The sequence below is a fragment of the Actinomadura kijaniata NBRC 14229 genome (genome assembly GCF_001552175.1).
GTDB classification, from domain to species: Bacteria; Actinomycetota; Actinomycetes; order Streptosporangiales; family Streptosporangiaceae; genus Spirillospora; species Spirillospora kijaniata.
Genome location: NZ_BCQR01000162.1, coordinates 14,416 through 27,504 on the forward strand (window position 1 = coordinate 14,416; position 13,089 = coordinate 27,504).

A 13,089-nucleotide genomic window follows, 5' to 3' on the forward strand; every position below is an offset into this window, starting at 1 on the left:
CGGGCGTGGCTGGAATGATGCGAAATCTTGCCCTGTTTCGAACGTGTTGCCAGTCGCCCAGCGGGCATTGCCGTTTCTAGACTGGTGTCCGCTGGAGTGCGGGTTTGGACTGTGGTGCCCTCTAAGGGAGGCTCGTGGTGAGCATCGGTGAGACCTTGACCAGAGAGCGTCAGCAGGCAGGTCTCACCGTGACCCAGGTGAGCCTGCAGACGCGGATCCGCGAGAGCGTGATCCGGGCGATGGAGAACGACGACTTCACGCCCTGCGGTGGCAACTTCTACGCGCGCGGGCACATCCGCAGCATCGCCCGGGTGATCGGCATCGATCCCGAGCCGCTGGTCCGCGAGTACGACGAGACCCACGGCGGCGCGCCGCAGCCGGTGTCGGCCGCCACCGCGTTCGAGCCGGAGAAGCCGGTGTCGTTCCGGGAGCGCCGGTCGCCGAACTGGACCGCCGCGATGGCGGTGGCGCTCGCCCTCATCGCGATCTACGCGGTGGTGCAGGTCGTCGGCGGCGACCCCGAGAGCCGCACCGCCCAGAAGGTCGCCGGAACGCCCGGGCGGCAGGCCATGCCCGCGGCCACCCCGAAGCCGACCCCGTCGGCCAGGCCCAGCGACCCGGTGGCGTCCGCCCCGCGCCGCACCGTCGAGCTGCGGATGAAGGTGAAGCGGGCCTCCTGGGTCAGCGTCCGCGACGACAAGGGGAAGGTGCTGTTCAGCGGCACGCTGCGGGCCGGGGCCGACCGCGAGTGGACCACCAGGAAGCGGATGGTGGTCGTGGTCGGCAACGCCTCCGGGGTGCGGCTGACGGTCAACGGCGAGTACCTGGGCGCGCCGCGCGACGAGGCGCGCATGACGCGGCTGGTGTTCACGCCCCAGGGCCTGGTCAGGGCCTGATCAGAGGCTGATCAGGGCGGGATGGTCGGCGTGCTCGCCGGAGCCCATTACCTTTAGAGGCATGTCCACACGCCGTACGGTCTCCCTCGTGACGCTCGGATGCGCCCGCAACGAGGTCGACTCCGAAGAGCTCGCCGCCCGCATGGAGGGCGCGGGATGGGCCCTTTCCGACTCCGCCGAGGGCGCCGACGTGGTGGTGGTGAACACCTGCGGCTTCATCGAGGCGGCCAAGAAGGACTCCATCGACACGCTGCTGGCCGCCCACGACTCCGGCGCCAAGGTCATCGCCGCCGGATGCATGGCCGAGCGGTACGGCGCCGAGCTGGCCGAGGCGCTGCCCGAGGCCGACGCGGTGATCAGCTTCGACGACTATGCGAACATCGCCGAGCGCCTCGACGACGTGCTGGAGGGCCGCCGCCACGCCGCGCACACGCCCCGCGACCGGCGCAGGCTGCTGCCGATCAGCCCGGTGGAGCGTTCGGCGTCGGCGGCGAACGTCGCCATCCCCGGCCACGCCGGCGCGTCCGGGGACCGGTCCGAGGAACTGCCGGAGGGCGTCGCCCCCGCCTCGGGCCCGCGCGTGCTGCGCCGCCGCCTCGGCGGCGGCCCGGTGGCCCCGCTGAAGCTGGCCTCGGGCTGCGACCGCCGCTGCACGTTCTGCGCGATCCCGGCGTTCCGCGGCGCGTACGTCTCGCGCGACCCCGAGGAGGTCCTCGCGGAGGCCCGCTGGCTGGCCGGACACGACGTGCGCGAACTCGTCCTGGTCTCGGAGAACTCCACCTCCTACGGCAAGGACCTGGGCGACCTGCGGGCCCTGGAGAAGCTGCTGCCCCGGCTCGCGGCCGTGGAGGGCGTCGAACGCGTCCGCGTCAGCTACCTGCAGCCCGCCGAGACCCGCCCCGGCCTGATCGAGGTGATCTGCGGGACCGAGGGCGTGGTCCCCTACTTCGACCTGTCCTTCCAGCACGCCTCCGGCCCCGTGCTGCGCCGCATGCGCCGCTTCGGCGACCGCGAACGCTTCCTGGAACTGCTGGAGCGGGTCCGCGAGCTGTCCCCCGAGGCGGGCGTCCGGTCCAACTTCATCGTCGGCTTCCCGGGCGAGACCGAGGAGGACTTCGAGGAGCTGGCGGCGTTCCTGACCGCGGCGCGCATGGACGCGATCGGCGTGTTCGGCTACTCCGACGAGGACGGCACCGAGGCCGCCACCCTGGACGGCAAGCTCGACCCCGCCGAGGTGGCCCGCCGGGTGGAGGAGCTGTCGGCGCTGGCCGAGGAGCTCACCGCCCAGCGCGCCGAGGACCGCATCGGCACCGAGATCAACGTTCTCGTCGAGGAGAAGACCGAGCACGACGGGCGGTTCGAGGGACGGGCGGAGTTCCAGGCCCCCGAGGTGGACGGCACGGTGCTGGTACGCGGGGAGGGACTGGCGATCGGCGACATCGTCCGCGCCACCGTCGTCGACAGCGACGGCGTGGACCTCATCGCGGACGTGCCATGACCGCGGGCACGCCGGAGCCGCCCCCGACGGTGAGCCTGTACAACATCGCCAACGCCCTGACGATGCTGCGGATCGCCCTGGTCCCGCTGTTCGTCTGGCTGCTGTTCCAGGAGGGCACGGCCTGGCGGCTGTCGGCGTTCGCGGTGTTCGCGGTCGCCTCCATCACCGACAAGATCGACGGTGACCTGGCCCGCAGCCGGGGCCTGGTCACCGACTTCGGCAAGATCGCCGACCCGATCGCCGACAAGGCCCTGACCGGCGCCGCCCTGATCAGCCTGTCGGTGCTGGGCGAGCTGTGGTGGTGGGTGACCATCGCCATCCTGGTCCGGGAGATCGGCATCACGCTGATGCGGTTCGTGGTGATCCGCTACGGGGTGATCCCGGCCAGCAAGGGCGGCAAGCTGAAGACGACCCTCCAGATCCTGGCGATCGGCCTGTACATCCTGCCGGGCCCCCTGGACCCCCTGCGCTGGGGCTTCATGGCGGCGGCCCTGGTCGTCACCCTGGTGACGGGCGCCGACTACGTCCTCCAGGCCTGGCGGATGCGCAAAACAGGCCGCGCCACGGCCTGACGGGAGTTGGCGGGTCTGGGTTAGACCCCCGATATCACCAGTGGTCTGCGCGGAGCTGCGGCGAAAGCGGTTGTGCTCGCCTGGGGGGCCGAACCCCCAGCCCCCCTTCCACCCCCGTCGGGGGACTCCGTCCCCCTGCGCCCCCTTCGATCGCGCGTGCCGGGGATGATCGTTGACGTCCGGGTCCTGGGGGATCTGTTCGCCTTCGCCATGAGGCCGGTCACATTGGACCGGCCGCTCTTTTTGAACTTGTTCAAGTCGCGTAGCGTCGCCCTTGTCTGAACGCGTTCAAAAAATGGGGGCGCCGTGATCGCGCTGGTGAACGTCGTCGTCGTGACCGGGATGCTGGTCGTGGTGCCGCTCGGGCTGCGTCTTGTCGACGTTCCCGAGGTGGTGCGTCGGCTTTGGCTGGTGGGGGCTGCGGCGGGTGCGGTGTCGCTGTGGCTGCCGCGGGGGCCCGCTGCGGTCCTGCCGGCCCTGGTGTACGCGCTGGGGGCCGTCCCGCCGGCGCTGCTCGCCCTTCCCCGGTTGCGGCGTGTGACGCCCGTACGGGTCGCTGTGGCCACGGCGCTGGCCTCCCCGGCGGTCGCGGCGACGGCGCTGGTCGCCGAACGCGGCGGGGCGGAGCTGTTCGGCTTCTCGTTGACGATCCTGTCGCTGACCGTGGCGCACTTCCACTTCGCGGGGTTCGCCGCCGCGCTGGTCGCGGGTCTGGTGGCGCGGGGCGAACCCGGGCGGGCCACGATGGTCGCGGCACTCGCCGTTCCCGCCGGGACCCTGCTGGTGCTGGTCGGCTACTTCCTCGGTGAGTGGGTGGAGTTCGCCGGGGCAGTGGTGCTGACATGCGGGATGTGGACGGTGGCGGCGGTGCTGGTGCGGGGCGGGCCGTTGGCCGTCGTCGCCGGGGGCGTGTTGGGCGCCACGATGCTGTTGGCGTTGAGTTGGGCTCTGGGAGAGGCCACGGGGCTGCCGCATCCCTCGCTGGGCTGGATGGTCGCCACGCACGGGGTGGGGAACGCGTTCGGGTTCGGAGTGTGCGGCATGTTGGCCTGGCATCGGCTGAAGGAGGAAAGCCTGTGAACGACTTCACCTATCCCGAGGTGGGCGCGACCAAGGACGGACCGTTGCCGGACGGGTACTCGCATCTGCGGGTGCGGGTGCCCGTGGGGGAGGGCGCGGGGGTGTTCCGGAACGCCGCTGACGCTCTGCACGAGTTCTGGATGCATCGCGCCATTCCCGCGCGCGTGAACGCCACCGCGCCGCGTGCCGCGGTAGGGGTGGGGGTGGAGATCGGCCTCGGGGTCGGCCCGCTGCGGCTGAAGGCGCCCTGTCGTGTCGTCTGGACCGTGGACGAGGAGCGCCGCTCGGGCTGGGCCTACGGGACGCTCAGGGGGCATCCGGCGGTCGGTGAGGAGGCGTTCCTGCTGGAGTGGGACGACGAGGACGTGGTGTGGCTGGCCGTCACCGCGTTCAGCAGGCCCGCCTCGCGCCTGGGACGGGCGGCGGGCCCGCTGGTGCCGGTGATGCAGCGGGCCTACGCCCGCCGCTGCGGGGCCGTCCTGCGGCGGCTGGCGAAGTAGGGTCGGGGCACGGAGCGAACGAGGGGGAACGGGTGCGGGTCGAACTGCTCACGATCGGCGACGAACTTCTGATCGGCGACACGGTCAACGGGAACGCCGCCTGGATCGGCCGGCGGCTCGCCGACCACGGTGTGACGGTCACCCGCAGCCTGGTGGTCGGTGACGAGCTGGACGTCATCAGCGAGGCCGTCCTCGACGCGCTGGGGCGCGCCGACGCGGTCATCACCACCGGCGGGCTGGGACCCACCTCCGACGACCTCACCCGCGACGCGCTGGCCAAGGCGGCGGGCGTCCCCCTGCGCCGCGACCAGGTCCTGGAGCAGCGGCTGCGCGACCGCGCGGCGCGGGCGGAGAGGGAGCTCCAGCCGATGGCCCTGCGCATGGCCGAGGTTCCGGAGGGTGCGACCCTGCTGCCGAACTCCTCCGGCAGCGCTCCCGGTCTGCGCGTGGAGGTCGGCGGCGGTGTCGTGTACGCGCTGCCGGGGGTCCCGTTCGAGATGCGGACCATCATGGACGAGGTCGTGCTGCCCGAGCTGGCCGCCCGCGCCGGGCTTCCCCAGGTGGCCCGCCGCACCCTGCGCACCGCCACCGTCTGGGAGTCGGTCGTGGCCGCCCGGCTCGCGCCCGTCGAGGGCATGCCCGGGGTCGGCCTGGCCTACCTGCCCGAGCCCGCCGAGGTGCGGGTCCGCATCACCGCCACCGGGGACGACGCCCAGGCGCTGCTGACCGAGGCCGAGGGACGCGCCCGGACGCTGCTGGGCGCGGACCTGTACGGGGCCGACGAGGAGTCCCTGGCGCAGGTCGTGCAGCGGCTGCTGCTGGAACGCTCGCAGACCGTCGCCACCGCCGAGTCGCTGACCGGCGGTCTGATCGGCGCGGACCTGACCGGGGTCCCCGGCTCCTCGGCCGTCTACGTCGGCGGCATGGTCACCTACGCGACCGAGCAGAAGCACGCGCAGCTCGGCGTTCCCGGGGACCTGCTGAACGTGCACGGCGCCGTCCACCCGGACGTCGCCGCCGCGATGGCCGTCGGTGTCCGGGAGCGCATGGGGGCCGACTACGGCCTCGCGGTCACCGGGGTGGCCGGTCCCGAGCCGCAGGACGGCAAGGAAGTCGGAACGGTCTACATCGGTGTGGCCGGACCTGGCAGGGAACTGTTCGTGTCCGCTCCGCTACTTCCCGTGCCCGGCACCGGTCCCGAGATCCGGCCGGTCATCCGCCGGATGACCGTTGTTCACGCTCTTGACCTGCTACGACGCGTTCTCCTGGGGCTGGAGACGCCGTCCGCGACGGCCGTCGCGGAGAAAGATCGGGAAGAGCCGGGATGATTACAGCGTTACGTTCCGAGCGAACACGAAATCAACGGTCTGCCATGGCCGCCGTCAAGCCGGGTACGGTGGAACCGGCAGATGGTCCGAACTGAGGGAGGGAGCGAGACATTGGTCCTGCTTCGCCAGCTGCTCGGTGACGTACTGCGGCAGCTGCGGCTGCGCCAGGGACGCACCCTCCGCGAGGTGTCCGCGGCGGCACGGGTTTCCCTCGGGTACCTCTCCGAGGTCGAACGAGGGCAGAAGGAAGCGTCGTCGGAGCTGCTCGCTTCGATCTGCAAGGCGCTGGGGGTGCCGCTCTCGCACGTGCTGCGGGAGGTCGCGGACGCCCTGGCCCTCGCCGAGCTGCAGCACGAGCCCGTCCTGGCCGGTGCGCCTCCGGAGCACGAGCGCATCACGTCCGAGAGCATCCCGGCCACGCCGGAGGAGATCGCCGGAGAGTTCCGCGCCGACATGGTCGCGGCCTGATCTTCGGCCCTCCCCCGGGGGTCGGCGCCGATACCCGCCGTGCGGGCGGGGCAGGCGGTCGCGCACGCGCGCGGCCGCTTGATGCTTTCCTGGCCGCCCGAAGGCCGGTGTGGTGGCTCTCACGTGTGGAAACGGCATGCCCGGGGAGGTTTCCACGTTGTCACGGATACACCGAAACGACGTGGAGGGAGCCCGACAATGGCGGAGATCAAGAGCCCGCTCGGCGACGCTGACCGCAAGGTCGCCGGGGAGGCGCTGCAGGGGGCTCTGATCGACCTGCTGGACCTGTCGCTGACCGCCAAGCAGGCCCACTGGAACCTGATCGGCCGGAACTTCAAGGTCGTGCACGAGCACCTGGACGAGGTCGTGGACCTGGCCCGTGCCTCGGCCGACGACGTCGCCGAGCGCGCCGTCGCGATCGGCGTGAACCCCGACGGGCGGTCCCGCACGGTCGCCGACCGCACCCAGTTGCCGCAGCTGGATCCCGGCTACCTGGGCGACGACAAGGTCGTGGCGCAGATCGCCGATCTGCTCGGCCAGGTCATCGCGCGGTTCCGCGAGCGCGTCGCGGCCACCGACGAGCCGGACCCCGTGACCCAGGACCTCCTGATCGGCATCACCGCCGAGCTGGAGAAGCAGCACTGGATGTTCCAGGCCCAGGTCTGAACACCGTGACGCCCCGCCCCCGGCCGGCGGCCGGGGGCGCTGTCATGTCCGGGCGAGGATCCGGTCCGGCCGGTCCAGCCAGACGCGCTGCCCGTCCGGCGTGACGGTCAGCCCGTAGCGTTCGCGGTCCGGCTGCCCCCACTCGACCCACCGCAGGTAGGCGGCCTCCACCTCGTCCCACAGCCGCCGCGCGCCGTACTGCCGGACGGGGAACGCGTCCGCGCCCGGCTCGAAGTCCGCCGCCGCCCACGCCGTCCCGCCGGGCCCGTCGTCGATCGCCCACAGCCGGGCGACGCCGCCCGGCCCGGTCTCCACGTGCGCGCGGGCGCCCGGCGCCAGCGCCGCGACGGCGATCTCCGCGCCGGGGGACTGGCCGAGCAGCACCCTCGGATCCAGCCGGGTGCGCGACCGGTCTGCCTCGGCGGACTGCTCGGCGGCCCGCGGCGGCGCGCCGAACGCGCGGCGCTGGGACCGCAGCATCATGAACCCGGCGGGGCCGGTGAGCCGCCCCACGGCCGTGCCGTTCGCGACGGTCAGCCGGGCCACGTGCCCCATGCCCCAGGCGGGCGACCACGGCATCACGATCACGCCGCCCGGCCGGGTCTGCTCCAGCCACGCCCGCGGGACGCGCTCCACCCCGCAGGTGACGTGGACGCGGTCGTACGGCGCGCCCTCGGCGAACCCCTCGGCCCCGTCCCCGACCACCAGGCTCGGCGCGAACCCCGCCGCGCGCAGGTTGTCGGCGGCCCGCCGCGACAGCTCCGGATCGATCTCGACGGAGACGACGTTGCGCCCGCCGACCCGCCAGGCCAGCAGCCCGGCGGTCCAGCCGGTCCCGGTGCCGACCTCCAGCACGCGGTGGTGTTCCAGCGGCCGCAGCTCCTGAAGGAAGATCACCACGATGGCGGGGGCGGAGCACGAGCTGGTCCACACGCCGCTCCCGTCGGTCTGCGCGGCGATCGCGGTGTCGTCGTAGACGGCGCGCAGCCAGGCGTCGGGATCGGCGCTCCGGTCGATGTCGAACGGCTCGTAACGCGGTCGGTCGGGCACGACCGCCGCGCGTTCGGGGACGAACAGGTGCCGGGGGACCGCGCGCAGCCCCTCGCGCCAGCGCTCGTCGACGAGCCTCCCGCCCGCGGCGAGCCGGTCGGCCAGATCGTCCGCTGAGAGATCCATTCCCCTACCTTCCGCCGCCGGCGCGCTCCCTTCAACCGCTCCCTCGACCGCTCCCCCGACCACGCAGCGCCGCCAGCGCGGCGGCGACGGCGGGGTGCCCGGCCCCGCCCGCCCGCACGACGGCCTCGACCACCCGGCCCCGGCCCGGCGAGGGCAGCAGCGCCACCCCCGGCGGCGGGGAGCCGGTCATCAGCGCGGGCAGGATCGTCACGCCCAGCCCCGCCGCGACCAGCGGGAGCGCGGCGCGCAGGTTGGCCAGCTCGTGCCGGATCGCCGGGCCGAACCCGGCCGTCCGGCAGGCGTGCAGCAGCACGATGCGGCAGGCGCTCGGCTCCGGCGCGCTGATCCACGGCTCGTCCGCCAGGGCCCCGAGGCCGTCGCGCTCGACCGCCGCGCGCAGCCGTTCGGGGACGGCCACCACGAGCGGGTCGTCGAACAGCCGGTGCGCGGCCACCCCGGGCGGGAGCGGGGTGCCGAGGTCCCGGTACCGGTAGCCGATCACCAGATCGAGGTCGCGCCGCCGCAGGCGCGGCAGCGCGGTCTCCGGCTCGTCCTCCACCAGGTGCGGGCGCAGGCCGGGGTGGCGGCGCGCGAGTTCGGCCACCAGCGGCGCGGCGACCGGCTCCAGCGCGCTCGGCGCGCATCCGACGCGCAGGTCCCCGGCGACCCGCCCGTCCAGCGCCCGCACCGCGCCCTGCGCGCCCTCCAGCGCCGTCAGCACGTCCTCGCAGCGCGCGGCCAGGGCGTGCCCGGCGGCGGTGAGCCGGACGGTCCGGCCCTCGCGGTGCAGCAGCACGGCCCCGGCCTCCTCCTCCAGCGCGCGCAACTGCTGGGAGACCGCCGACGGGGTGACCCGGTGCAGTTCGGCGACGGCGGTGACGGTGCCGTGTTCGGCCAGATCGCGCAGCAGGACCAGGCGCTTCACATCGAGCATGAGAACAGCTTAAAAGGCTGTGAAGTTCAAGTAGCTGGACTTAACGAACGCGCGTCGGCGACAGTCGGGTCATGAGGATTCTGCTCGTGGGAGCGACGGGACTGCTGGGCCGGAGCGTGCGTGAGGTGCTGGAGGAGCGCGGCCACAAGGTCGTCACGGCCTCGCGCCGGGACCCGGGGATCGCCGTGGACATCACCGACCCCGACTCGATCACCGCCATGTACGACCGGGCCGGGCCGCTGGACGCCGTCGCGGTCGCCGCCGGGTGGGTGCCGTGGAAGCCGTTCAGGGACCTGACGGCGCCGGACGTGCGCGGCGCGCTGGGCGACAAGGTCTTCGGACAGGTCGAACTCGTGCGGCAGGGCGCCGGGCGGATCGCCGAGGAGGGGTCGTTCACGCTGGTGAGCGGGGTGCTCGCGCGCGATCCGCTGCCCACCGGGAGCATGGCCGCGCTCGCCAACGGCGCGCTGGAGGCGTTCGTGCGGGCCGCCGCGATCGAACTGCCGCACCGCCAGCGCGTCAACGCCGTCAGCGCGACCGTGTTCGCCGAGGCGATGGACGCCTACGAGAGCACGTTCGCCGGCTACGAGGCCGTTCCGGTGCGGCGCGCGGCGCTGGCGTACGTGCGCTCCGTCGAGGGCGGCCGCACCGGTCACGTCTTCGTGGTGGAGTGACCGGCGATGTCGGCGAGAACGGCGGCGTGGTCGGACGGCCACACGCCGTCGACCGGACCGTCCCCGACCCGGCGCGCCGACCGCACGTGCCCGAGGCCGCCGGGGCCGGGCTCGCCGACCAGGACGTAGTCGATCCGCACGCTCGGGTTGCCCGCCGCCACGTAGGGGTTGGCGCGGTCCCAGGTGACCGCCGGCGCGCCGGGGTCGGCCATCTCCCAGGCGTCCAGCAGGAACATCCCCGGAACGGCCGGGGCGGTCTTGTAGCCGCCCAGCAGCCGGACCTCGTCGGAGTCGGGCCAGGCGTTCAGGTCGCCGGTCACCACCGGCGGGAACGACGACCCGCCCTGCCGGGCCGCCACGAACTCCGCCAGCGCCCGCGCCTGCGCGCACCGCACCGCCGACTCGTGCGGCGCGGAGTTCAGGTGCGTGGTGAAGAAGGGGACGGGGCAGGCGGGCGCGTCCACCAGCGCGTACAGCGCGGTGCGGCCGTCGTCGTGCCCGCCGGGCGCGGGCAGCCGCAGCACGTCGGTCTCGGCGATGGGCCACCGGCTGAGCACCGCGACCCCGACGTCGAACCCGGTCTCGCCGGTGCGCTCGCCCCAGCGGCCGGGGCGGCCGAACGGCGACCACGCCCAGTGCATGCCGAGCTCGTCGGCCAGCGATCCGGCCAGGTTCTCGCCGTCGCCGCCCCAGACCTCCTGGAGCCCGACGATGTCGGGGGCCGCGTCGCCGAGGACCCTCCCGATCGCCGCGCGGCGCTCCCGCCACGGACCGAACCGCCACCACAGGTTCCATGTCAGGATCCGCACCCGCCGATCCTCACACGTCCGACAGGTGCGCCACGACGGTCTCGGCGAATTCGAGCGCCGCGGGGCTGAGAGCGGACCATTGCCGCGCCGCCCACCCGGCCCGCAGCGGCGGCAGCTCCGGGATCGGGACGAGCCGCACGACGCCCCCGCCGCCCCATCCCGGCAGCGCGGGCAGGATCGCGTGCCCGAGCCCCAGCTCGACCAGCAGCAGCGCGGTGTCCCAGTCGGCGACGCTGGTGCTGGAGTCCAGCCGCACCCCGTGCCGTTCCAGGTGCCCCTCCAGGTGCAGCCGCGACGTGGAGTGCGCGGGCAGCTCGATGTGCCGCACCCCGGCCAGCTCGGCCGGCGACACGCTCTCCCGGCGCGCCAGCGGGGCGTCGGCCCGCGCCGCCAGCACCCAGGGCAGCTCGCACGACGGGCGCTGCTCGACCCCGTCCATCTCCGGGCCGATCGTGACCCAGGCCAGGTCCGCCTCGTGCGTCCGGACGGCCTCCAGGCACCGCCTGCTGGACCCGGCCGTGTGGAACCGCAGCGCCACCTGGGGGCGCCGCGCCCGGAACGCCGCCACGCCCCCCGCCATGAAGTGCCGCACGGTCGTCGCGCCGGTGGCGATCCGGACCGTTCCGCCGGCCCCGGCGCGCAGGTCGTCGAGCTGCCGCAGCGCCTCGCCCAGCCCGGCCAGGCCCTCGGCGGCCGCCCGGTACAGGATGCGCCCGGCCCCGGTGGGTGCGACGCCGCGCGGACGGCGCTCCAGCAGGGCCAGGCCGGTCTCGCGTTCCAGCCGCTTCACGTGCTGGCTGACCGCCGACTGGCTGCACGACAGCTCCCGCGCCACGGCGCTGAGGTTCCCCGTCTCGCAGACGGCCACGAACACCCGAAGGTCGTCCAACGTCATATCCCCAAGCTAGACCTTGGGGAACTCCAACAAAACCCGAGAATTGACTTGGATGTGGCGCGGGAGCAGGATCTTCACGGGCGCAGGTACCGGCGACCCGACGGCGGCGACCCGTCCGGCCCGCGGACCGGACGGGCGCCGACCTCCCCGCCAAGGACGGGCCAGGGCTTGTTCCAAAGGGGCCTCAGCCACGCGCACGAGCACGTGACCTGACCCGCAAGTCACGCGCTCGCCGAGCACCGCGGGCCAGGGCTTTGGAACACGGCTAGGGCCTGTTTCAAAGGGGGGCCTCAGCCACGCACGCGAGCGCGTCACCTGACCTGCGGGGCCAACGCCGAAGGCGAGGGCCCGCAGGTCAGATCGCGAAGCGATGTCGCGCTCGCCAAGACCTGGTAAGGCGCGAGCCCCCAGGGCGAGCGCCGTAGGCCAGGGCTTTTGAAACACGGCCTAGGGGCGGACGGCGACGGCGTCCACCTCGAAGAGCATGCCCGGCAGGGCCAGGCGCGCGACGCCCGACAGCGTCTGCGTCGGCGGACGGTCGCCCCAGATCCCGGCGATGGCCTCGCCGAGGACCGCGAGCTTGTCCAGATCGTGGTCCACGATGTGGGTGCGCAACTGGACCACGTGCTCGTAGTCCAGCCCGACCGCCGCCAGCGCGGTGCGCAGGTGGCCGAACGCGATGCGGACCTGCTCGGCGAAGTCGTCCGCGGCGACCCCGCCGTCGCCGTCGGAGGCGTACTGCCCGGCGACGAACACCAGCTCGCCGGAGGCGACGGCGACGTGGCTGTAGCCGAACGGCGTCGGGTCGTGCAGGCCGTCGGGGTTGACGATGGTGGGGAACATGGTTCTCCTACTTTCTCTTCGTGGTGAGGACCACCAGCGCGGCGGGGAGGGCGAGCAGGCCCGCCGTCCACAGCACGCCGGTGAGGGGGAAGGCGTCCGCCACCCGGCCGCCCGCCAGGGCACCGAGGGCGATCGCCAGGTTGAACGCCATGACCAGCAGCGACGAGGCGGCCTCGGCGTCGTCGGGCGCGGCCCGCAGCATCCACGTCTGGAGGCTCACCGAGACCCCGCCGTAGGCCAGGCCCCACAGCACGACCAGGACCGCGCCCGACGCCGGGGCGGTGCCGGCGAGCGCGAACAGCGGCGGGACCGCCGCCAGCGCGACCGCGATCGCCAGGACCGTGCGGGGCACGTCCCGGGTGAGGGCCGCGCCCGCCGCGAAGTTCCCGGCCATGCCCGCCGCCCCGTAGGCCAGCAGCAGCGGGCCGATCCAGCGGCCGTCGACCTCCGCCACCCGCTCCAGCAGCGGGCGGACGAACGTGTAGGCCGTGAAGTGCGCGGTGACCAGCAGGAACGTGATGGCCGCCCCGGCCCGGACGGCGGGCGTGCCGCGCAGCAGCCGGGGCGCGTCGCGCCAGTCCCCGGCACGCCGGGAGGGCAGCGGCGGCACCAGGACCAGCAGCAGCACCACGGCCGCCGCCCCCAGCGCGCCGGCCCCGGCGAACGCCGCCCGCCAGCCCGCGACGTCGGCCAGCAGCGTTCCGGCCGGGACGCCGAGGACCGACGCGGCCGACACGCCGCCGAAGACGA

General features: G+C 73.8%; 15 protein-coding genes. 9 read left to right on the top strand and 6 right to left on the bottom strand.

Annotated elements, in window-relative coordinates; genetic code table 11:
- Window positions 1-137 precede the first annotated feature (137 nt).
- The 8 genes from AKI01S_RS38285 to AKI01S_RS38320 all read left to right on the top strand — a co-directional run bounded on the left by AKI01S_RS38285 (window position 138) and on the right by AKI01S_RS38320 (window position 7,008).
- Window positions 138-896, top strand: a complete 759-nt coding sequence (locus AKI01S_RS38285; protein WP_067829634.1) for a helix-turn-helix domain-containing protein — start codon at window positions 138-140, stop codon at window positions 894-896.
- Window positions 897-957: 61 nt separating this feature from the next.
- Complete coding sequence (rimO, locus tag AKI01S_RS38290) at window positions 958-2,394, top strand: 30S ribosomal protein S12 methylthiotransferase RimO (protein WP_067829570.1); 1,437 nt, start codon at window positions 958-960, stop codon at window positions 2,392-2,394.
- Window positions 2,391-2,966 carry a CDP-diacylglycerol--glycerol-3-phosphate 3-phosphatidyltransferase gene (gene pgsA / locus AKI01S_RS38295; protein ID WP_067829572.1) on the top strand — a complete coding sequence of 192 codons (576 nt, stop codon included), beginning with the start codon at window positions 2,391-2,393 and terminating at the stop codon, window positions 2,964-2,966. The genes rimO and pgsA overlap by 4 nt, the downstream gene beginning before the upstream one ends.
- Window positions 2,967-3,272: 306 nt before the next feature.
- Window positions 3,273-4,046, top strand: a complete 774-nt coding sequence (locus AKI01S_RS38300; protein ID WP_157420466.1) for a YndJ family protein — start codon at window positions 3,273-3,275, stop codon at window positions 4,044-4,046.
- Complete coding sequence (locus AKI01S_RS38305; RefSeq protein ID WP_067829575.1) at window positions 4,043-4,546, top strand: DUF1990 domain-containing protein; 504 nt, start codon at window positions 4,043-4,045, stop codon at window positions 4,544-4,546. Before AKI01S_RS38300 ends, AKI01S_RS38305 begins: the two co-directional genes overlap by 4 nt.
- A 32-nt stretch (window positions 4,547-4,578) precedes the next feature.
- A complete protein-coding gene (locus AKI01S_RS38310) occupies window positions 4,579-5,874 on the top strand; it encodes a CinA family nicotinamide mononucleotide deamidase-related protein (protein WP_067829577.1) in 1,296 nt (431 codons plus the stop codon).
- An 81-nt stretch (window positions 5,875-5,955) separates the two neighbouring features.
- Complete coding sequence (locus AKI01S_RS38315) at window positions 5,956-6,342, top strand: helix-turn-helix domain-containing protein (RefSeq protein ID WP_067829580.1); 387 nt, start codon at window positions 5,956-5,958, stop codon at window positions 6,340-6,342.
- A gap of 198 nt (window positions 6,343-6,540) precedes the next feature.
- On the top strand, window positions 6,541-7,008 hold the full coding sequence (locus tag AKI01S_RS38320; RefSeq protein WP_067829582.1) for a Dps family protein: 468 nt from the start codon (window positions 6,541-6,543) through the stop codon (window positions 7,006-7,008).
- A gap of 42 nt (window positions 7,009-7,050) precedes the next feature.
- On the opposite strand, the gene AKI01S_RS38325 is transcribed toward AKI01S_RS38320, so the two are convergent.
- Together AKI01S_RS38325 and AKI01S_RS38330 are read right to left on the bottom strand one after the other, a co-directional pair.
- Window positions 7,051-8,184 (bottom strand): methyltransferase domain-containing protein, encoded by a 1,134-nt coding sequence (locus tag AKI01S_RS38325; RefSeq protein ID WP_067829584.1) that lies wholly within the window; start codon window positions 8,182-8,184, stop codon window positions 7,051-7,053.
- Between the two features lie 31 nt (window positions 8,185-8,215).
- Window positions 8,216-9,118, bottom strand: coding sequence for a LysR family transcriptional regulator (locus tag AKI01S_RS38330; protein WP_067829608.1), 903 nt, complete (start codon window positions 9,116-9,118; stop codon window positions 8,216-8,218).
- 71 nt (window positions 9,119-9,189) lie between these two features.
- Between AKI01S_RS38330 and AKI01S_RS38335 the strand changes: the two genes are divergently transcribed.
- Complete coding sequence (locus AKI01S_RS38335; protein ID WP_067829610.1) at window positions 9,190-9,792, top strand: short chain dehydrogenase; 603 nt, start codon at window positions 9,190-9,192, stop codon at window positions 9,790-9,792.
- On the opposite strand, the gene AKI01S_RS38340 is transcribed toward AKI01S_RS38335, so the two are convergent.
- From AKI01S_RS38340 to AKI01S_RS38355, 4 genes are all read right to left on the bottom strand, one after another.
- Window positions 9,771-10,601 carry an endonuclease/exonuclease/phosphatase family protein gene (locus tag AKI01S_RS38340; RefSeq protein WP_067829613.1) on the bottom strand — a complete coding sequence of 277 codons (831 nt, stop codon included), beginning with the start codon at window positions 10,599-10,601 and terminating at the stop codon, window positions 9,771-9,773. The two genes, AKI01S_RS38335 and AKI01S_RS38340, sit on opposite strands and share 22 nt — an antisense overlap.
- A 10-nt stretch (window positions 10,602-10,611) precedes the next feature.
- Window positions 10,612-11,496: a LysR family transcriptional regulator gene (locus AKI01S_RS38345; RefSeq protein ID WP_067829616.1), complete on the bottom strand. Its 885-nt coding sequence runs from the start codon at window positions 11,494-11,496 to the stop codon at window positions 10,612-10,614.
- A 447-nt stretch (window positions 11,497-11,943) separates the two neighbouring features.
- Window positions 11,944-12,339: a RidA family protein gene (locus AKI01S_RS38350; protein ID WP_067829619.1), complete on the bottom strand. Its 396-nt coding sequence runs from the start codon at window positions 12,337-12,339 to the stop codon at window positions 11,944-11,946.
- A gap of 7 nt (window positions 12,340-12,346) precedes the next feature.
- On the bottom strand, window positions 12,347-13,089 hold a 743-nt coding region (locus AKI01S_RS38355; protein ID WP_157420467.1), incomplete at its 5' end, for an MFS transporter.